The 19,137-nt window shown below is 66.4% G+C and carries 16 protein-coding genes; 3 read left to right on the top strand and 13 right to left on the bottom strand.

Features of this window, described 5'->3' with window-relative positions; all coding sequences use genetic code 11:
• Positions 1-467: 467 nt before the first annotated feature.
• The 4 genes from BN972_RS09530 to BN972_RS09515 all read right to left on the bottom strand — a co-directional run bounded on the left by BN972_RS09530 (position 468) and on the right by BN972_RS09515 (position 5,539).
• Positions 468-1,889, bottom strand: coding sequence for a phytoene desaturase family protein (locus BN972_RS09530; RefSeq protein WP_036355625.1), 1,422 nt, complete (start codon positions 1,887-1,889; stop codon positions 468-470).
• 7 nt (positions 1,890-1,896) lie between these two features.
• Positions 1,897-3,651 carry a DUF3556 domain-containing protein gene (locus tag BN972_RS09525; protein ID WP_036355623.1) on the bottom strand — a complete coding sequence of 585 codons (1,755 nt, stop codon included), beginning with the start codon at positions 3,649-3,651 and terminating at the stop codon, positions 1,897-1,899.
• A 208-nt stretch (positions 3,652-3,859) separates the two neighbouring features.
• The gene (locus BN972_RS09520; RefSeq protein WP_142277033.1) at positions 3,860-4,195 is read right to left on the bottom strand and encodes a hypothetical protein; all 336 of its coding nucleotides are present in this window, start codon (positions 4,193-4,195) and stop codon (positions 3,860-3,862) included.
• A 93-nt stretch (positions 4,196-4,288) separates the two neighbouring features.
• Positions 4,289-5,539 carry a PucR family transcriptional regulator gene (locus BN972_RS09515; protein WP_036355618.1) on the bottom strand — a complete coding sequence of 417 codons (1,251 nt, stop codon included), beginning with the start codon at positions 5,537-5,539 and terminating at the stop codon, positions 4,289-4,291.
• A gap of 163 nt (positions 5,540-5,702) precedes the next feature.
• Here BN972_RS09515 and BN972_RS09510 point away from each other — a divergent pair, with 163 nt between their 5' ends.
• From BN972_RS09510 to BN972_RS09500, 3 genes are read left to right on the top strand one after another with little or no spacing between them, the layout of a single operon-like run.
• Complete coding sequence (locus BN972_RS09510) at positions 5,703-6,512, top strand: 1-acyl-sn-glycerol-3-phosphate acyltransferase (protein WP_036355615.1); 810 nt, start codon at positions 5,703-5,705, stop codon at positions 6,510-6,512.
• A gap of 3 nt (positions 6,513-6,515) precedes the next feature.
• A complete protein-coding gene (gene fadD12 / locus BN972_RS09505) occupies positions 6,516-8,138 on the top strand; it encodes an acyl-CoA ligase FadD12 (protein ID WP_036355353.1) in 1,623 nt (540 codons plus the stop codon).
• Positions 8,135-9,424 carry an alpha/beta hydrolase gene (locus BN972_RS09500; RefSeq protein WP_036355351.1) on the top strand — a complete coding sequence of 430 codons (1,290 nt, stop codon included), beginning with the start codon at positions 8,135-8,137 and terminating at the stop codon, positions 9,422-9,424. The genes fadD12 and BN972_RS09500 overlap by 4 nt, the downstream gene beginning before the upstream one ends.
• Here the strand turns inward: BN972_RS09500 and BN972_RS09495 are convergent.
• The 9 genes from BN972_RS09495 to BN972_RS09455 all read right to left on the bottom strand — a co-directional run bounded on the left by BN972_RS09495 (position 9,421) and on the right by BN972_RS09455 (position 19,081).
• Entirely contained in the window at positions 9,421-10,809 is a 1,389-nt protein-coding gene (locus tag BN972_RS09495; RefSeq protein WP_036355350.1) for a WS/DGAT/MGAT family O-acyltransferase, read from the bottom strand. The two genes, BN972_RS09500 and BN972_RS09495, sit on opposite strands and share 4 nt — an antisense overlap.
• Before the next feature lie 127 nt (positions 10,810-10,936).
• Positions 10,937-11,914, bottom strand: coding sequence for a DNA-binding protein WhiA (whiA, locus tag BN972_RS09490; protein WP_080696807.1), 978 nt, complete (start codon positions 11,912-11,914; stop codon positions 10,937-10,939).
• On the bottom strand, positions 11,911-12,987 hold the full coding sequence (locus BN972_RS09485) for a YvcK family protein (protein WP_036355346.1): 1,077 nt from the start codon (positions 12,985-12,987) through the stop codon (positions 11,911-11,913). The genes whiA and BN972_RS09485 overlap by 4 nt, the downstream gene beginning before the upstream one ends.
• Positions 12,984-13,868: an RNase adapter RapZ gene (rapZ, locus tag BN972_RS09480; RefSeq protein ID WP_036355344.1), complete on the bottom strand. Its 885-nt coding sequence runs from the start codon at positions 13,866-13,868 to the stop codon at positions 12,984-12,986. The genes BN972_RS09485 and rapZ overlap by 4 nt, the downstream gene beginning before the upstream one ends.
• On the bottom strand, positions 13,865-15,820 hold the full coding sequence (gene uvrC / locus BN972_RS09475; RefSeq protein WP_036355342.1) for an excinuclease ABC subunit UvrC: 1,956 nt from the start codon (positions 15,818-15,820) through the stop codon (positions 13,865-13,867). Before uvrC ends, rapZ begins: the two co-directional genes overlap by 4 nt.
• Positions 15,821-16,055: 235 nt before the next feature.
• Positions 16,056-16,526 (bottom strand): PH domain-containing protein, encoded by a 471-nt coding sequence (locus BN972_RS09470; protein ID WP_036355340.1) that lies wholly within the window; start codon positions 16,524-16,526, stop codon positions 16,056-16,058.
• Positions 16,523-17,005: a 6,7-dimethyl-8-ribityllumazine synthase gene (gene ribH, locus BN972_RS09465; RefSeq protein WP_036355338.1), complete on the bottom strand. Its 483-nt coding sequence runs from the start codon at positions 17,003-17,005 to the stop codon at positions 16,523-16,525. The genes BN972_RS09470 and ribH overlap by 4 nt, the downstream gene beginning before the upstream one ends.
• Before the next feature lie 24 nt (positions 17,006-17,029).
• Positions 17,030-18,307, bottom strand: coding sequence for a bifunctional 3,4-dihydroxy-2-butanone-4-phosphate synthase/GTP cyclohydrolase II (locus BN972_RS09460; protein WP_036355336.1), 1,278 nt, complete (start codon positions 18,305-18,307; stop codon positions 17,030-17,032).
• A 153-nt stretch (positions 18,308-18,460) separates the two neighbouring features.
• Positions 18,461-19,081, bottom strand: a complete 621-nt coding sequence (locus tag BN972_RS09455) for a riboflavin synthase (RefSeq protein WP_036355334.1) — start codon at positions 19,079-19,081, stop codon at positions 18,461-18,463.
• Between the last annotated feature and the right edge of the window lie 56 nt (positions 19,082-19,137).

Here is a 19,137-nt window from a genome sequence, read left to right as displayed (position 1 = left end):
CTCGCGAAGCGGGTTCCCGCGGCCGGCCCGGCCCGGGGACCCGCTTTGTCGTCTCTGTCATGGGTGGGCGGCGAAATGGTAGAAATGTGCTCGGCGAACGGAGTCGGAGCAGTTTGTTTCGCTCATCATCATGCATGGCAATTGCTTATCCATTCCCATGCACGACCAATTATCTTGCCGCCTCGCGGGGACAGTTCGCACGCCGTAGTTGATACGCAGAATATGCTGCATCTAAACCAGAAACCCGGGCAGCCCATAACTTTCAATTCCACAGTTTTAGCGGAATTGAGTGGCCACGAAATGGGAACACGCAATGGCGCGGAAAGCGGCGGGCCGGAACCTCCTGCGTTAACTGACACGGTTGTAATACTGATGCTAGAGGTGGTTCGGGGCGTGAAGCGCAAGCGCGGGCGCGCAATTCGGTGAAGGGTTCGTCACATTTCGGCTCCGGCGAGCCGGCGCGGGCTTCAGCGCCGATGCTCAAGCCACCGCAACGCGGATTGGGCAGCGTGATACCCGCACAGTCCGTGGATCCCGGCTCCTGGCGGCGCGGACTGCGAGCAGAGGTAGACGCCCGGAACGCCAATGGCATAAGGGTCGAGGGCGATGCGGGGCCGGAACAGGATCTGCAGCCGGTCGTTGGCGCCGCCGATAATGTCACCGCCGATATGGCTGGGGTTACGGGCCTGCAGTTCGGCGGTGCCGGTGCTAACGGTGGCAACGATGCGGTCGCGGAACCCGGGGGCGAACCGCTCGATCTGGTCGACGACGGCCGCAGTGGCATCGCCCGTGTAGCGGAACGGCACGTGCGCATAGGCCCAGATCGGGTTGATATTGCCCGCCGAGCGCGAGCGGTCGGCCAGATACTGCTGACCGAGTAGCACAAACGGCCGATCCACCATCGTGCCCGCCGCGCGCCGCCGCTCGGTGTCAGCGATCTCATCGAAGCTGCCACCCAGGTGGACTGTGCCGGCGCGCCCGCACTCCGGATTCGTCCACGGGATGTCGCCTTCGATCGCGAAGTCGACCTTGAACGCCGACGAGCCTTCCCGATAGCGCCGGTAGGACCGTCTGATGCGGGTTGGCATCGCGTCGCCGTAGAGGTCGAGCACCTGGACGGGGCTGAGGTCAAGCATGACGATGTCGGCGGTCGGGATGTCGCGGCCGCTGCGCACGGTCACACCCGTGCTCACGCGTCCACCGGCGGCTTCCAGAGCCGCGCCGAGAGCCCGGGTAATCGACCCCGAGCCCCCCTCGGCGACCGGCCAGCCGTACCGGTGGCCGCTGGCCAGGACCATCAACCCGAGCGATGCCGTCAGCGGCCGGTCCAACCGGGTGTAGGCATGCGCGGCGGCGCCCCCGTACAAGGCTCGCGCCTGTTCGGTGCGAAACCAGCCCGCTACCGCCGTGGCCGGTAGCACCGCGCGCGGACCGAACAGGGCCAGGCGCAGCGGATGGCGCGGGATGTTGATGACCGGCCGCATCAGGTCCTCGACGAGGTCGTCGAACCCGGACGCCAAACCGCCCATGGCGGCCCGCCACCGACGGCGGTCGGCACCGAGCCCCTTGGCGGTCTTGACCACGGACTGGTAGAGCATTCCGGCCGTACCGTCGTCCAGCGGGTGTGCGCAGTCGGCTTCCGGCCACTTCCAGGTGAGGCCGTAGCTCGTCAGGTCGATCTCTTTCCAGAACGGTGACCCGACCCCGAGCGGATGAAACGCCGAGCAGTGGTCGTGGATGACCCCGGGCACCGTCAGTTCACCCGAGCGCGCTCCGCCGCCGATCACGTCTTGCGCTTCCAGCACCTGGACCTCGATGCCCTGCCGGGCCAGGTGGATCGCCGCGGCTAGTCCATTGGGCCCGGCACCGACGACGACGGCCCTGGTCATGAGGTGGTCATGAGGTGCCGTGCACCACGGGTTCGGTGGTGATGTGCACCGGGAACTCGTCCCCCGGCTCGGGCCAGGGTTGGCGGCTCAGCATATCGGCCACCTCGACGTAACCGGATTCGATCAATCCGGTCTTGGCGTCCAGAATCCGGTACCACTGCTTTTGAATATGGATCGGCTGGCCTTCCAGGACGATGACCCGCACCTCACCCTCGGCGAAGTTGCACCGCCGCTGGACCGCCTGCAGCAGTTGCTCGTTGTGCAGGTGGCCCTCGCCGAAGTTCCAGCCCACCAGCGGGCCGGCCACGATTTCGCCCTCCCGGATCTTGTAGGCGGACTCGTCGTCGATCGCGCGGGGCAGCAAGCCGTTGAGTGCGCGTCCGTGTGTGTGCATGGCCCGGAACGCGGCGGTCTTGTCGGCCATGATCTCGGCGGTCGCCTCGTCGTAGAGCTTGGCCAGCTGATTGACCACCAGCGGAGAGCTTTTCACCACGTTGGCCTCGATCTTGTCCTCGGCCCCCTCGCGGAAGCACCACACACTGGTGGCCCAGTTGCCGGCGTAGTAGCGCATGCTCGGCAGAAACGAGATCTTCTCGGGGAAGAAGTTACCCACCACAGCGATGGTCGCCGAGATGAGCACCAAGGCCAGCAACAGCGGCGAACGCAGGTCGACGGCCCGGATCGCGCCGTAATGGCCGAACAGATAGAACAGCGAGAAGATGAAAAAAACGTTCCACTCCAACGGAACTCCCATCGGGAGGTTGGACAGGATGTTGAGGTGGAAGATCACCATGAACCCGATGAGGAACCACCGCCAGGGCTGGTCGCCGGCGATGAACACCAACACCGTCGGCACGATGAATTCCGCTGTGGTACCGCCGACGTGGGCCATCAGCTTAGGGATGACGGTCGGCCGCAGGTCGTTGACATGGTCGCGGTAGAGGCGACGCTTGAGCGGACTGAACAGCTTGCTGCGTAGCAGGGCGTTGTTGCTCGTCATCACCGATACGACGTAGGGGAAATGGTGATTGAGCTTGGAGGTCGCCGCACCCCACCACAGCAGCAGCATGATGAGCTTGAACGCCGCGACCTGGTCGGCGAACGGGAAGAAGAAAACGAACAACTTCAGCCAGTAGTGCTCGCCGCGGGCGGCCAGGAAGACGGTCTTGTCGCGTAATCCCAGCAGCGCCAGCGCGACGATCGTCGGGACGACCAGGATCGGGTTGATCAATCCGACATCGCCGGCACCGGTCACCGGCCCGTCCCCCGGCGCCAACAGTGCCCATACCGCGCTGAGCAAGACGACGGCGTACAGCACGACGTCGACGATGCTGCGGGAGTCGCCACTGGTGAATGGAACCTTGCCAGGCCAGGGCGGAAGCCGAATTGTCTTCGGGCGCAACCAGTACAGGACTCCCCCGATCGGCGGCATGAACCGCCCGGTGAGCGGACCCGACCCGCAGCCCAGCCCCAGGACTTCGAACAGCAGAGTGAAAATGACGGCCTTCTGGTACACGATCGGCTGTGTCCACCACTCGCCGATTCGGCCCAGCCCGCCCAACCCGGGCGTCAGCGAGATGATGGCCGCGGGGACCGCCACGTAGAGAACGATCTTGAGCAGATAGAGCAGGTAGACCGCGTACGGCGTGCCGAATCCGTTCTCCGCCCAATGTCGGGTCACCACCTGCAGTCGGGTCGCCCGGGGCAGCGTCGGCCAGCTGTCTGGGTCGACATCGGGAAGGTCAGGTGACATGAATCCCACGGCGGCCTCGCTTCTTGTTCGGAAACCTCGGCGAGTCCAAATCTATCCGGCGTGGCAATACCCGCGGCAGCCCAGCCGTGCTCGTGCGGGCGCGGACCATTTTCCAGCCGTCCAGCCGACGGAACTGCCTGCAGAGCTACCCCTCAATGCACTACAGACGGCTCGTGGGCTCAACGGATGATGCCCGAGATCCGCGCCCGCCGAGGACTCAGGGGCGCTCGCCACCGCGGCGCGGACAAAATCGGTGCCGGAGGTTCTCCAGCCAGACCTCGACAGCCTGGCGCTCCTGCTGCTCGTCTTCGAGCAGGCTGCGAAATCCATAGATGTTTTCGATGTCCCCGGCCACCTCGGCGGAAACGATGGCGGCGCGACATCGGGTGATCCGGCGGTCTATTCGCCGCAGATGCGCAGTGAGCATGGTTTCGAAGTACACCGCCTGCCGGTGGTCGGCGTTGGGGTGCTTGCGGTCCGCCCGGTCGAGGTGGGGCCACGGCGTCAGCGAAAATAGCTGTGGCCGTTGACAATTGCCCGTGATAGCGGTCATGCTCAGCAGGGTATCCACGGGCACTGGTTGTCGAACAGGTGTCGGGACAACGAAGCTTATGCGCGCGGTCGTGCGCGCGCCACATAACGGCGGCTACCTGGCCATGCGCAGCACCCCGGGAGCCATCCACCGGCACACCTCCAGAGCAATCTGCACTCGGAATACCGCCTCCGGGTCGTCGAAGCTCTGTCCGGACAATTCCATTGCCTGCCCAACACGGTACTGAATCGTGTTGCGGTGCAGGGTCATTGCTTGGGCGGTGGCGACGTAACTCCGATTGAGGGACAGGAACTGCCGCAGCGTCTCACGCAACCATTCGCCGCGCTCGTCATCGGCGGCCAGGCCGTTCAAGACATCGCTGACGTAACGGCGGAGTTCCCCTATATGGTTGGCCATCAAAGTTATTGGGACGAGATCGCCGTAGGAAACAACTCGGTCGCCGAACCGGTCGCAGCCGGCGACGGCCACCGCCTTGGCTCGCTGGGCCTGCTCCATCGACGCGCGGAAGCCGTGCAACCCGTGCTCAACCCGACCGAACGCCAGGTGCACCGGAAGCTTCGCCGACTCGATCGCGGAACGCACCTGCCCGGCATCGAGCGGCCCACCCGGCGCAAACCAGAGTCTGGCTTCATACTCGTCGGTCGGCACCATCAGCGAATCCACCGCCGGCCCGAGTTTCCCGGTGATCAGCGAGCGAACCTCGTCGAACAACGTCACGACCTCGGGCCCAGGCACCGTGGGCTGCACCCACGCCACCGCGGCGATGTGCCGGACGTCCAGTCGGTAACGCAACGCGCGCTCGGCGCGTGAAACATCGACAGGCGCACCGCCGAGCACCTCGCCGATCCATTGCTGTTGCAACCCGCTGCGGCGGCTCAGCCAAAGATCATGTTCGGCTTCGTATGCCGCGATCAACTGGTCGGCAAGCATGTCGGTAAGGCGACCGGAGCGGTTAACCAGCTCGATGATCGTGGGCGTTTGCTGCGCGGGCTCCAGCGCCGCCGCGTGCCGCATCGCCACCTCCAGGAAGGCGGCGAGCCCCAGCCGGTGGGCCCGCACCAGCGGCGCCAGCGGGACGTCGCGCTGCGCGGCTGCGCGAGCGTAGGCCAACGCCGCGGGCGGTGCCTCCAGCAGGGCCGTGGGCGCATCCCGATCCAGGTAGTTGATGGCTGCGATGTAGTTCTCCGTGATGCTTGCCCGCCACAGATCGGTCATCCGGGTGTCGTAGTCAAGCCCCTGGATTTCCACTCGCATCTTCTCGAACAACTCATCGATGAGCTGGTCGCGACATTTGTCGATCCGCCGAACAATCACCGAAATGGGTGCAGCACCGACTCCGGTCATTCCCGCCTCCCTTCCGCACTGTGCTGCCCCAACTGTGCTCCCCTGGGTGCAACAATGGGAGACCTTTGCTCGGTGCCGCCTTTGTTATGCCGGGCAAACGAGGGTCGCTACCATCTAGGGACTCGGCGGCAAGGAGGCCGCGAGGTAGCCCGAGGGAGTCTCAGTGAGCGAGAGCGACAGCCTGGAAGTCGGAGACATCGGCAAGTTCGACCCTGGGTTGACCCAGCGCCTGATCGGCGTGATGCGTCCCATCCTCAAGACATACTTCCGCGCCGAGGTGCGCGGCCTGGATTCATTTCCCGACGGCGGAGCGCTGGTGGTGGCCAATCACTCCGGCGGCCAGTTCCCGATGGACGTCCCGATCTTCAGCGTGGACTTCTATGACAAGTTCGGCTTCGACCGCCCCGTGTTGACGCTCAGCCATGACATCCTCTTCATGGGCGTCACCGGCGACTTCTTCCGTAAGACGGGCTACATCCGGGCCAACCGGGAGAACGCCGCGGAGGCACTGAGGTCCGGCGGCGTGGTGGTCGTCTTCCCCGGCGGTGACTACGACGCCTACCGGCCCACAGCCTCGGAGAACACCATCGACTTCAACGGCCGCAAGGGGTACGTGCGAACCGCGATCGAAGCGGGTGTGCCGATTGTGCCGTTGGTGGGCATCGGCGGTCAAGAGACCCAGCTGTACCTGACCCGGGGCACCTGGCTGGCCCAGCGGCTGGGCCTCAAACGGCTGCTGCGCAGCGATATCCTGCCTCTCTCGTTCGGGTTCCCGTTCGGTTTCAGCGCTGCGATACCGCCCAATCTGCCGCTGCCCGCCAAGATCGTGATGCAGGTGCTGGAACCGATTGACATCACCGCGCAATTCGGTGAAGACCCCGACGTCGACAAGGTCGACGAACACGTGCGGTCGGTCATGCAGGAGGGCCTGAACAAGCTGGCCGCCAAGCGTCGATTCCCGATCCTGGGCTGAGCCATGGCATCTCGAATCGAACAAGCCCTCGGCATCATCGAGACGTTCCGGCGCGCACGGGTAATCGCACCCATGCGGCCCGACCGCTACCTGAAGATGGCCGCGGCGATGCGACGCGAAGGCATGGCGATGACCGTCGGTTTCGCCGGTGCGGCTCAACGCTGCCCCGATCGTCCGGCATTGATCGACGAACTTGGCACGCTGACCTGGCGGGAGCTCGACGAGCGGATCAACGCGCTGGCCACGGCCCTGCAGAAATTGCCGACCGGGCAACCCAAAGTCATTGGCATCATGTGCCGCAACCACCGGGGTTTTGTCGAGTCGCTGGTGGCTTCCAACCGGATCGGCTCCGATGTGGTGTTGCTCAATACGTCCTTCGCCGGTCCAGCGATGGCCGATGTGGTCAACCGCGAGGGCGTGGACGCCGTCATCTACGACGAGGAGTTCACCGCGACGGTCGACCGCGCGATGACCGACCGGCCCAACGCCACCCGCATTCTGGCCTGGACCGACGAGCCGCACGATCTGACGGTCGAGAAGCTCATCGCCGAGCATGCCGGGCAGCGTCCCGAGCGCACCGGCAACAAGGGCAAGATGATCCTGCTGACCTCCGGCACCACCGGAAGCCCCAAGGGCGCCAAGCAGTCGGGCGGCGGCGCCGGGCTGGGCACGCTCAAGGCGATCCTGGACCGCACCCCGTGGCGCACCGAGGAGACCGTCGTGATCGTGGCGCCCATGTTCCACGCCTGGGGGTTCTCCCAATTGATCTTCGCCGCGTCGATGGCGTGCACGATCGTGACCCGGCGCAAGTTCGACCCGGAAGCGACGCTGGAACTCATCGACCGTCACCAGGCCACCGGCCTCGCGGTGGTCCCGGTGATGTTCGACCGCATCATGGAGCTGCCCGAGGAGGTCCTAAACCGGTACAACGGAAGGACTTTGCGGTTCGCCGCCGCCTCGGGATCGCGGATGCGGCCCGATGTGGTGATCGCTTTCATGGACCGGTTCGGCGACGTCATCTACAACAACTACAACGCCACCGAGGCCGGTATGATCGCGACGGCCACACCGGAGGATCTGCGCGCGGCCCCCGACACCGCCGGCCGTCCGGCGGGCGGAACCGAAGTCCGGATCCTGGACTCGGATTTCAACGAACTGCCCACCGGCGAGGTCGGCACGATCTATGTCCACAACGACACGCAGTTCGACGGGTATACATCCGGCAAGACAAAGGATTTCCACGCCGGCTTCATGTCCTCCGGGGATGTCGGCTACCTCGACGACAACGGCCGACTGTTCGTGGTCGGCCGAGACGACGAGATGATCGTCTCCGGCGGGGAGAACATCTATCCGATTGAGGTGGAGAAGACGCTAGCGAGTCATCCCGAGGTTGCGGAGGCGTCGGTGATCGGTGTCGACGACGAGCAGTACGGTCAACGACTGGCTGCGTTCGTGGTGCTCGAGCCCGGCGCCTCGGCCAACGAGGAGACATTGAAGCAGCACGTGCGCGAAAATCTGGCCAATTACAAGGTGCCCCGGTCGATCACGGTTCTCGACGAGTTGCCCCGCGGTAGCACCGGCAAGATCCTGCGAAACGAATTGAAGGCCCGGGTGAGTGGTTCATGAACGTCCGCCGGGTGTTGCACGAGGTGCGCCGGCCCCGGCCGCTGACCCGCGCTGTGGTCGAGGTTATCAACGCCGCCAATGGATTACGGCCACTCACCCGCAACCCGTACGCTTCCCCCACGGTGTTCTGGTTCGGCTGGCCGCCATCGGAAGTGCCGCTGATTTACGGTGCCGCCTCGGCGCTGGACGCGGTGCGGCGCGGCCGTCGCGGAGATTTCACCGGGCCCAAAGGCAAAGTGGCCCTGGCACTGACGGCCGCGTCTTGGGCGATGTTGGCAGTGATCGGTTACCGCGGACTGGTCACCCCGGGACCGGTGCTGGAAGCGGCGCTGACCGATCAATTGGGCCCCGACTACGCCGACGAGCTCACCGCCTTACCGACACAACCCACTCAGACCGGCCGGCGCAATCCGCCGCTGCGCACCACCATGGCGCGACGCCGGTTCGTCGAGAAGGAGAACATCGTCCGCTACGGGCCGCACGGGCGGTCCAACCTGGCGGACATCTGGCGACGGCGCGACCTGGAGCGCGATGGCAAGGCCCCGGTCCTGCTGCAGGTGCCCGGCGGCGCCTGGATGATCGGATGGCGCCGTCCTCAGGCTTATCCCCTGATGTCCCATCTGGTTTCGCGGGGCTGGGTGTGCGTTTCGATGAATTACCGAGTATCGCCGGTGCACACCTGGCCCGACCACATCGTGGACGTCAAGCGGGCGCTTGCCTGGATCAAGGAGAACATCGCGGCCTACGGCGGCGACCCGAACTTCGTAGCGATCAGCGGGGGCTCGGCCGGAGGCCACCTGACCGCGCTGGCGGCGCTGACCGAGAATGACCCCAAGTTCCAGCCCGGCTTCGAGGATGCGGACACATCGGTGGTGGCGGCGGTGCCGTTCTACGGCCGCTACGACTGGTTCTCCACCGACGCGCCCGGGCGCGCGGCATTCGTCGAGATCCTCGAAAAGCTGGTTGTTAAAAAGAAATTCAGCACACACCGGGACATTTACGTCGACGCCTCACCGATCCGTTATGTAAAGCCCGACGCGCCACCGTTTTTCGTCCTGCACGGGACGGATGACTCGCTGATCCCGGTCCAGGAGGCGCAGGAATTCGTCGAGGAGCTGCGCGCGGTGTCGAAGTCACCGGTGGCCTACGCCGAGTTGCCCAACGCCCAGCACGCATTCGACATCTTCGGCTCCCCGCGGGCGCACAAGTCCGCCGACGCGGTCGCCCAGTTTCTGTCCTGGGTTTATGTGACGAACCCGCCGTCGGCCAACGGCCAGGTCGGTTAGTCGTCCAACTTCTCGGCCGCGCGCTCCAACTCGGCCAGCGCCGGCTCGATCGCCTTGGCCATCTCGTCGATGTCGTTGGCCACTTCCGGTGTGGTGACGAACCCGAAGTCCAGGTAACCCTGGTAGGAGAAGCAGGTGATGTTCAGGGCGACGTCCATCACCGGCGGTCCGAGCGGCACCAGCGATTCGAGTTTGGCGCCGGCCATATACAGCGGCATCGGCGGACCGGGCACGTTGGAGACGACCAGGTTGATCGGTGCCAGGTTGTGCGACAAGCCGCTGGCGGTATAGGCCCGGGCGGCCAGTTGCAGCAGGCCCGGCGGTGTCGTCTCGGTGAGGCCCATGATCTGGTGCGCCGACAGCGCCTTGGCCATCTCCTTCGCGTCCTGCGTGCTCTTGTGAATCGCCCGCAGCCGTTCGGCCGGGTCGTCGATGTCGGTGGCCAGTGACGCCGTCATCGAGCTGATCTGGTTACCGACGTCCGACTTGTTGTCGTCGGTGCGGGTGGACACCGGAATCTGCGCGATCAGCGGCTTGTAGGGCAGTTCGTCGTGCTTTTCCAGGTACTCGCGGGCCGCACCGGCGACCAGCGCCAGCACCACATCGTTGAGCTTCACCCCGAAGGCGTCCTTGACCTTCTTCGCCCGCTCCAACTCGACGCGGGTGCCGGTGATCCGCCGGTGCGGGGACACCGGCGCGTTGAACCGCGTTTTGGGGGCATCGAAGTAGCGCGGCGGCCGGGTGACGCCCAGGGCCGCGATCTGCTGCCGCACGGTCTGTTCCAGCAACCGGGCGATGCGGAACGGGGTCATGATGCCGACATTGATCAGGGCGCCGAGCGCGCGCCGCTCGAGACCCGGGATGTTGAATCCCACGAAGCCGACCGTCTCCTTCTGCGGAGGCCGCGGTTCGGGCGTGATGTCCAGCAGGATCTCACCCAGCCCGGCGCCGGAGACACCGTCGACGATGGCATGGTGCATCTTGGTCAGGGTGGCGACGCGTCCGCCTTTGACGCCCTCGATGACCCAGAGTTCCCACAGCGGCCGGGAGCGGTCCAGCTTGTAGGACATCAACCGGCCGACGAGTTCGTCGACCTCGCGACGGCCGCCGGGAGCCGGCACACCGATTCGGCGGACGTGGAAGTCGATGTCGAGTTCCTCGTCTTCGACGAACCACGGCCGGTCCAGGCCGAGCGGCGCCCCGGTGACCTTCCAGCGCAGTTGTGGGATCTCCGGCAGCCGCTCGATCAGCAATTCGCGCAGTCGCTGGAAGCTGTAGTCGGGCGCATCGCTGGGATCGCAAATCGCCAGCGCACCCACGTGCATGTGCCAGCCTGCCGTTTCGGCCGACCAAAACGCCGCGTCAACACTCGAGAGCCGTTTCATCCCCCGACCGTATCCCCCGTCCACCCGGCGAAGCCAGCCGCTCTTGGCCGTGAGCCGAACGACACTGCGAAATCAAGCTCCGAAAATCACAGCCAGGTTCGGCTCGCGGCTCGGCAGCAGGACCAACTCAGGCGTCCTCGAGTAGGTCCGGGGTCACCGCCGACTCGGTGTCGGGAATGCCATCCACCTTCGCCTTGCGGTCGGCCATCGACAGCAGACGGCGAATACGGCCCGCTACAGCATCTTTCGTCATCGGCGGATCGGCCAGCCGGCCGAGTTCCTCCAGCGATGCCTGCCGGTGCTCGACCCGCAGCCGGCCAGCCGAGGCCAGATGCTCGGGAACGGTGTCGCCCAGGATCTCCAGCGCCCGCTCCACCCGGGCCGCCGCAGCCACCGCCGCGCGGGCCGACCGGCGCAGGTTGGCGTCGTCGAAATTGGCCAGCCGATTGGCGGTGGCCCGGACCTCGCGGCGCAGGCGGCGCTCCTCCCAGATCAACCGGGTGTCCTGGGCGCCCATCCTGGTCAGGAGCGCACCGATCGCCTCGCCGTCGCGCACCACTACGCGGTCAGCACCCCGCACTTCGCGGGCCTTGGCGCTGACACCGAGCCGGCGTGCCGCACCGACCAGCGCGAGCGCGGCCTCCGGCCCTGGGCAGCTGACTTCCAGCGCCGAGGAGCGGCCCGGTTCGGTCAAGGAGCCGTGTGCCAGGAATGCTCCGCGCCACGCGGCCTCGGCGTCCGCGATGCTGCCGCCGACGACCTGGGCCGGCAGCCCGCGCACCGGACGGCCGCGCATGTCGAGCAGTCCGGTCTGACGTGCCAGGGCTTCGCCATCGCTGGCCACCCGCAGCACGTAGCGGGTGTTCTTGCGAATCCCGCTGGCCGACAACACATGCACCACCGCGTTGTAGCCGTAGAGGTCGAAGATGTCCTTGCGCAGCCGGCGCGCGATGCTGCCCAGATCCACCTCGGCCTCGACAACCACGCGGCCGGCCACGATGTGCAGTCCGCCGGCGAACCGCAGCAGGGACGTGACTTCCGCTCGTCGCGCGCTGACCGACTTGACTACCAGACGGCTCAGCTCGTCCTTGACTTCGGTCGTCATCGCCACGCGTCGTCACCCCTCGGTCCGTTGCCGCCCGCTCCCTGCACGCCGGTCTGTTGTCGCCCACCGTCGATCGGCATCTCTCCGGTGGCGGTGACCGGGGGCACCGCCGATCCGCCGCCGCGCACCCGCACCGCCTCCAGGACCGCCGCCAGCTTGCCCGGGTCATGTAAAGGTGTACCAGGTCGGGCCACGTCGGCGAAGTGGACCTCGGCCTGGAGCAGGGTTGCGGTGCGCCGCAGTTGGTCCCGCTCCCGATCACTGGGCACCCGCTCGGCGTCGATGATGATGTCGTCGACGGCGAACCCAGGGGCGTGCTGGGCCAGCACGTGCAGGTGGCGTTCCACCGAGAAACCCGCCGTCTCCCCCGGTTCGGCCACCAGATTGAGTACCAGCGCCTTGCGGGCGGTCGTAGCCCGCAGCGCCTGCACCAGTCCCGGCACCAGGACGTGGGGAATCACGCTGGTGAACCACGAGCCGGGGCCCAGGACCACCAGGTCGGCGGACAGGATCGCGTCGACGGCCTGCCGGGTGGCCGGCGGGTCGGCCGGTAACAGCCGCACCCGCCGCACTTTGCCGGGCGTGGACGCGATTGCCACCTGGCCCCGGATCAGCCGGAACATGCGCGGATCCGACTCCAGACCGGAGACGTCGGCCTCGATCTGCAAGGCGATCGGGCACATTGGAAGCACCCGGCCCTTGACGCCGAGGATGCGTCCGATCTCGTCCAGAGCCGCCACCGGATCGGCCAGCACTTCGGACAGGCCGGCCAGCAGCAAATTGCCGATCGGATGCCCGGCCAGGGCGCCGTTGCCGCCGAAGCGGTGCTGCAGAATGGTCGCCCACAGCCGCCCGTACGGACTGTCGGATGCCAACGCCGCCAACGCCATCCGCAGATCGCCGGGCGGCACTACGTCCAATTCGCTGCGCAACCGGCCCGATGAGCCGCCGTCGTCCGCGACGGTCACGACCGCGGTGACGTAGGGCGTCAACCGGCGCGCGGCCGACAGCGTCGCGTACAGGCCGTGTCCGCCGCCCAGCGCAACGATGCTCTGACTTACCGGAGAACTCATTCGCGACCCAGATCCCGGTGCAGTGCCCGGACCGTCAACTGGGGATCGGATCGCAGCAGTGCCATCAATGCTTCCGCGATCGCCACGCTGCGGTGCTTACCCCCGGTGCACCCGATGGCGACCGTCATATACCGCTTCCCCTCCCGCCGGTAGCCCTCGACCACCAGCGACAGCAACCGATGGTAGGTCTCGAGGAACTCGGCCGCGCCGGGCTGGCGCAGGACGTAGTCGCGCACCGGCCCGTGCTGACCGGTCAGCGGCCGCAGTTCGTCCACCCAATGTGGGTTGGGCAGGAAGCGGACGTCCATCACCATGTCGGCGTCCATCGGCAGCCCGTACTTGAACCCGAACGACTCGACGGTGACGCTGGTGGTCGCGCCGCCGTTGCTACCGAAGGCCCGCTCGATGCTTTCCCGCAGCCCCCGCACCGACAAGGTCGAGGTGTCGATGATCAGGTCCGCGGTGGCGCGCACTTGGGCGAGCATCCGGCGTTCGGCCGCGATGCCTTCGGCCAGGGTCTGCTCGCCCTGCAGTGGATGGCTGCGCCGATTCTGTTCGTAGCGGCGCACCAGCATGTCGTCGGATGCCTCCATGAACACCACGCGAGGCCTGATGTTGCGGGTGGCGAGTTCGTTGCGCACCTCGTCCAGATCTCCGGTGAACCCCCGCGACCGCACATCCATGACGACGGCGAGCTGGGTGATCCGCGACCCCGCGGCCAACCCGAAATCGACCATGCGGGTGATCAATTGGGGTGGCAGGTTGTCGGCGACGTACCAGCCCAGGTCCTCGAGCACCTTGGCGGCGGTACCGCGTCCGGCACCCGACAGCCCGGTCACCAGGACGACGTCGATGCCCGCCGGGACGTTCTCGTTCGTCATTCCTCGGCTCCCGCTGGGTCCGGTTGGGATGTCGGTGCAAGGGCCTCCAGGACGGCGGTGGCGGTGGCCACGCCGATACCGGGTACGGCGGTGATCTGGTCGACAGTTGCCTCCTTGAGGCGGGCAATCGATCCGAAGTGGGTGACCAGTGCCTTGCGCCGGTGCTCGCCCAATCCGGGCACCGAGTCCAGCGCCGATGCCGTCATCCGCTTGGATCGCTTGCTGCGATGGTAGGCGATCGCGAACCGGTGCGCCTCGTCGCGCACCCGCTGCAGCAGGTAGAGACCTTCGCTGTTGCGCGGCATGATGATCGGGTCCGGCTCCGAGGGCACCCAGATCTCTTCCAGCCGCTTGGCCAGCCCGATCACGGCGACGTCGGTGATGCCCAATTCTTCCAGCACCGCGCTGGCCGCGTTGACCTGCGGCGCCCCGCCGTCGACGACATACAGGTTGGGCGGATAGGCGAACCGGCGTGACTTACCCTCTGCCGTCAGTAGATTCGGGTCCTTCTGCTCGTTCAGGTGCCGCCAGAACCGGCGCCGGGTCACTTCGGCGATCGAGGCCACGTCGTCCGAGCGCCCCTCCCCCGCGGCCTCCCGGATGCCGAAGTGCCGGTAGTCCGACTTGCGTGGCAGGCCGTCCTCGAAGACCACCAGCGAACCGACAACGTCGGTGCCCTGCACATGGCTGATGTCGACACACTCAATGCGCAGCGGGGCCTCGGCCAAGCCCAGTGCTTCCTGGATGTTCTGCAGGGCAGCCGATCTGGCGTTGAAGTCGCCGGCGCGCTTCAACTTATGTTGCTGCAGTGCCTCTTTGGCGTTGCGTTGCACGGTCTCGGCCAGGGCACGCTTGTCGCCACGGCGCGGTACCCGCAGCGAGACCTTGGCGCCGCGCAGGCCAGACAGCCAGCTGGCCAGCTCGTCGTGATTGGACGGCAGGCACGGCACCAGCACGTCACGCGGCACCGGGTTGACCGATTCATCTGCCGCGCCGCCTAATTCGGCCTGCTCCCCGTAGAACTGGGTGAGGAACTGCTCGACCAACTGCTCGGCCCCGGTATCGCCGGGGTCGGCGGACTTCTCCACGATCCAGCCGCGCTGACCGCGGACCCGGCCGCCACGGACGTGGAAGACCTGCACCGCCGCCTCCAGCTCGTCGTCGGCGAAGGCCACCACGTCGGCATCGGTGCCGTCGCCGAACACCACGGCCTGCTTCTCCATGGCCCGCTTCAGCGCACCCAGGTCGTCTCGTAGCCGGGCCGCGCGCTCGAAGTCGAGTTCGTCGGAGGCCGCGTGCATCTGCTGCTCCAGTTCACGGGCGTACCGGTCGGTCTTGCCGGACAGGAAGTCGCAGAAGTCCATCACGATCTGTCGGTGTTGGTCCGCGCTCACCCGGCCCACACACGGCGCCGAGCACTTGTCGATGTAGCCCAGCAGGCAGGGACGGTCGATTTGGTTGTGCCGCTTGAACACTCCAGCCGAACAGGTGCGCGCCGGAAACACCCGGGTGAGCAGGTCCAGCGTCTCCCGGATCGCCCAGGCGTGTGAGTAGGGCCCGAAATACCGCACCCCCTTACGCCGGGGCCCGCGATACACCATGAGCCGGGGAAATTCTTCGTTGAGGGTGACCGCGAGCACCGGGTACGACTTGTCGTCGCGGTAACGGACGTTGAAGCGCGGATCGAATTCCTTGATCCAGTTGTACTCCAGCTGCAGCGCCTCGACCTCGGTGTTGACCACCGTCCACTCGACCTTGGCAGCGGTGGTCACCATCTGCCGGGTCCGCGGATGCAGGCTTGAGATGTCGGCGAAGTACGACGTCAAGCGGCTGCGCAGGCTCTTGGCCTTGCCGACATAGATGACGCGACCGTGCGTATCCCGGAACCGGTACACGCCCGGCTCGACCGGGATGGACCCGGGCGCGGGGCGGTATGAAGCGGGATCTGGCACGTACCCAGGCTAGTAGTCGGGTCGGACGGTCAGAAAAATGGGCAACTGCCGCGGGGCCGAGCTACCCCGAACGGTGCCTACTTCCCGTGCTGCAGCGCCAGGTCACGGGCAGCCGGCGGAGGGGGCGAATAGCCGGCCGCCCGCACCGCCCGCCGGCTACCGTCGAAGTGCAGGCGCCCACCGATAACGCTGACCAGCAGAACGGCCGGCACCGCGCTCCGGCGGAGCCGGAACATCAGCGGGTGTTCAGATCGGGCCGGTACCGCGCGAGCTGCTCGCGGACGGCGTCCATAGCCTCGACCGCGCGTTCCTTATCCACCGCCTGGATCGCCATCACCGGTATGTACTCGTCATCGGGCAGGTCGATCCTGGCCCAGCGGCTACCGGCGGGGAAGGACACCCCAACCAGGTCGGGCCAGCGAACCAGCCTGTCGCCCAGCAGGTTTCGCACCGAGATGCCAGCCGAACCGACCCGCAGCCGCGGCCGGGTCAGCAGCAGGACCGCGCCGGCCAGCACCACACCCAGGATCCACATGGCCACCTGGTCGGCCGTCTGGAAAACCACACCGGTGGATCCAATTTTCAGCATCAGACCGACCACGATGTGGGCCGCCAGGATCAGAAAGGCTGCAGCGTAGGCGAACAGCGGCGTCAAGCGGGGCCGGCAGACCAGATCCCAGGTCCCGGTTTCGTGGGCGGTCGTCATGACTGCGCCCGCAACTCACGCAGGGTCAGAGCGGTGGTCAAGGCCGCGGCGGCGGCCTGGGCGCCCTTGTCCTCGGCCGAGTCGGGAAGTCCGGCGCGATCCAGCGCCTGCTCCTCGGTGTTGGTGGTCAACACCCCGTTGGCCACCGGCGTGGAAGCATCCAGCGAGACCCGGGTCAGGCCCTGGGTCACGGCGTCACACACGTAGTCGAAATGCGGTGTCTGGCCGCGGATCACAACACCGAGCGCTACCACGGCGTCATGGCTGCGGGCCAACTCCTGTGCGACCACCGGGATCTCGATGGCACCGAGCACCCGGACCACCGTGGGATTGTCCACACCGGATCCGGTCGCCACCTTGCGGGCGCCGGCCAGCAGCGCGTCACAGATCTTGGTGTGCCACGTGCTGGCTACGATCGCGAGCCGTACACCCGACGCGTCCACCACCGGCATGTCGGGAACGCCGGCACCACCACTCATTTGCGCACGCTCATTTGTTACCGGTCACAGAGCACCGCCGAATTCACCGGGCAGATGCACAGACTCGTGGAAGTCGTCCAGGCCAGCCAGATCGTGACCCATCTTGTCGCGTTTGGTCATCAAATAGCGGATGTTCTCGGCGTTGGCCCGCACCGGCAGCGGCACTCGCTCGATGATGTGCAGGCCGTAGCCGTCCAGCCCGACCCGCTTGGCTGGATTGTTGGTCAGCAGCCGCATGGAACGAACCCCGAGATCAACGAGGATCTGCGCACCGATGCCGTAATCCCTTGCGTCGGCCGGTAATCCGAGCTTCAGGTTGGCATCGACGGTGTCCTCGCCGGCGTCCTGCAGCTGGTAGGCCTGCAGTTTGTGCATCAAACCGATGCCGCGGCCTTCGTGCCCACGCATGTAGAGCACCACGCCGCGCCCCTCGCGGGCGACCATGGCCATCGCCGCATCGAGCTGGGGCCCGCAGTCACACCGGCGCGAGCCGAACACGTCACCTGTCAGGCATTCCGAGTGCACCCGGACCAATACGTCGTCGCCCTCGGCGGTCGGCCCCGCGATATCGCCGCGCACCAGCGCGACGTGTTCGACGTCCTCGTAGATGCTGGCGTAACCGATGGCCCGGAACTGACCGTGCCGGGTCGGGATCCTGGCCTCGGCGATGCGCTGAATGTGTTTCTCGTGTTTGCGCCGCCACTCGATCAGGTCGGCGATGGTGATCAGGGCGAGCTGGTGTTCGTCGGCGAACACCCGCAGCTCGTCCGTCTGGGCCATCGCACCCTCGTCTTTTTGACTGACGATCTCGCAGATCGCTCCGGCGGGTTGCAGTCCGGCCATCCGGGCCAGGTCCACCGCGGCCTCGGTATGACCCGGCCGCCGCAACACACCGCCATCCTTGGCGCGCAGCGGAACGACGTGGCCCGGGCGCGTGAAATCCTCTGCGATACTTGCCGGGTCAGCCAGCAGCCGCATGGTGGTGGCTCGGTCGGAAGCTGAAATGCCCGTTCCCACACCGTTTCTGGCGTCGACGGTAACGGTGTAGGCGGTGCCGTGCTTGTCCTGGTTCACCGCGTACATCGGCAGCAGGCCCAACCGGTCGCAGATTTCGCCGGACAGCGGCACACACAGATAGCCCGAGGTGTAACGGACCATGAACGCGACGAGTTCGGGGGTGGCCTTCTCGGCGGCGAAAATCAGATCGCCTTCGTTCTCCCGATCCTCGTCGTCGATGACGACGACGGCCTTGCCCGCCGCAATGTCGGCAACCGCCCGTTCGACGGAGTCCAACCTCGTCATCGTTGTCACCTTGCTTTGAGACCCGCTACCTGCATTCAGTATGAACCACCACGCGGCCCCAGTTATTGCCCGTGGCCGACCAGCCTGCCTTCACGCGGCCGTCGCGACGCGAATTGTGAGCGATCCCACGTGTCCAGATGATTTCACTGAACGTCAGGCGCCGGCGGAGTCATCCTTGTGCTGCAGCAGCCGCTCGACATATTTGGCGATCACGTCCACCTCGAGATTCACCTGGGTACCGACCGGCGAGGTACCCAAGGTGGTCAGCTCGCGGGTGGTTGGAATCAGGGAGACCTCGAACCAGTCATAAGGGTCGGCGCCCAGGCCGGACACAGTGAGTGAGATGCCGTCCACGGTGATCGAACCCTTCTCCACCACATAACGGGCGACCGTTGCCGGCATCCGCACCCGCACCACTTCCCAGTGCTCAGACGGGGTACGGGACACGATCTCGCCGGTCCCGTCGACGTGGCCCTGCACGATGTGCCCGCCCAGGCGGCTGTTCACCGCCGCGGCGCGCTCCAGATTCACCCGGCTGCCGGGCCGCAACTCTCCGAGATTGGAACGGTTCAGCGTCTCGGCCATCACGTCGGCGCTGAACCGACCGTCGGACAGGACCTCGACGACCGTCAGGCACACCCCGTTGACGGCGATCGAATCGCCGTGTCCGGCGTCGGCGGTGACGACGGGACCGCGGATGATCAGTCGCGCGGCTTCGGCCAGCGCGTCCCGGCCGGTCACCTCTCCGAGTTCCTCGACAATTCCGGTGAACATCGCACCAGGTTAATGACTGTGCGGCCACCCCTGCACCCGCCTGGTTCCCAGGGCAG

This window comes from Mycobacterium asiaticum DSM 44297 (assembly GCF_000613245.1).
In the GTDB taxonomy this organism is placed as follows: Bacteria; Actinomycetota; Actinomycetes; order Mycobacteriales; family Mycobacteriaceae; genus Mycobacterium; species Mycobacterium asiaticum.
The sequence above is the reverse complement of the archived record's forward strand: the minus strand, read 5'-3'. Positions and strand labels throughout refer to the sequence as shown.

Coding starts and splice junctions, on each gene's coding strand:
- BN972_RS09530 (WP_036355625.1), bottom strand. CDS start 1,889: ATGACCAGGGCCGTCGTCGTCGGTGCCGGGCCCAATGGACTAGCCGCG.
- BN972_RS09520 (WP_142277033.1), bottom strand. CDS start 4,195: ATGACCGCTATCACGGGCAATTGTCAACGGCCACAGCTATTTTCGCTG.
- BN972_RS09515 (WP_036355618.1), bottom strand. CDS start 5,539: ATGACCGGAGTCGGTGCTGCACCCATTTCGGTGATTGTTCGGCGGATC.
- fadD12 (WP_036355353.1), top strand. CDS start 6,516: ATGGCATCTCGAATCGAACAAGCCCTCGGCATCATCGAGACGTTCCGG.
- BN972_RS09500 (WP_036355351.1), top strand. CDS start 8,135: ATGAACGTCCGCCGGGTGTTGCACGAGGTGCGCCGGCCCCGGCCGCTG.
- BN972_RS09495 (WP_036355350.1), bottom strand. CDS start 10,809: ATGAAACGGCTCTCGAGTGTTGACGCGGCGTTTTGGTCGGCCGAAACG.
- whiA (WP_080696807.1), bottom strand. CDS start 11,914: ATGACGACCGAAGTCAAGGACGAGCTGAGCCGTCTGGTAGTCAAGTCG.
- BN972_RS09485 (WP_036355346.1), bottom strand. CDS start 12,987: ATGAGTTCTCCGGTAAGTCAGAGCATCGTTGCGCTGGGCGGCGGACAC.
- rapZ (WP_036355344.1), bottom strand. CDS start 13,868: ATGACGAACGAGAACGTCCCGGCGGGCATCGACGTCGTCCTGGTGACC.
- BN972_RS09470 (WP_036355340.1), bottom strand. CDS start 16,526: ATGACGACCGCCCACGAAACCGGGACCTGGGATCTGGTCTGCCGGCCC.
- ribH (WP_036355338.1), bottom strand. CDS start 17,005: ATGAGTGGTGGTGCCGGCGTTCCCGACATGCCGGTGGTGGACGCGTCG.
- BN972_RS09460 (WP_036355336.1), bottom strand. CDS start 18,307: ATGACGAGGTTGGACTCCGTCGAACGGGCGGTTGCCGACATTGCGGCG.
- BN972_RS09455 (WP_036355334.1), bottom strand. CDS start 19,081: ATGTTCACCGGAATTGTCGAGGAACTCGGAGAGGTGACCGGCCGGGAC.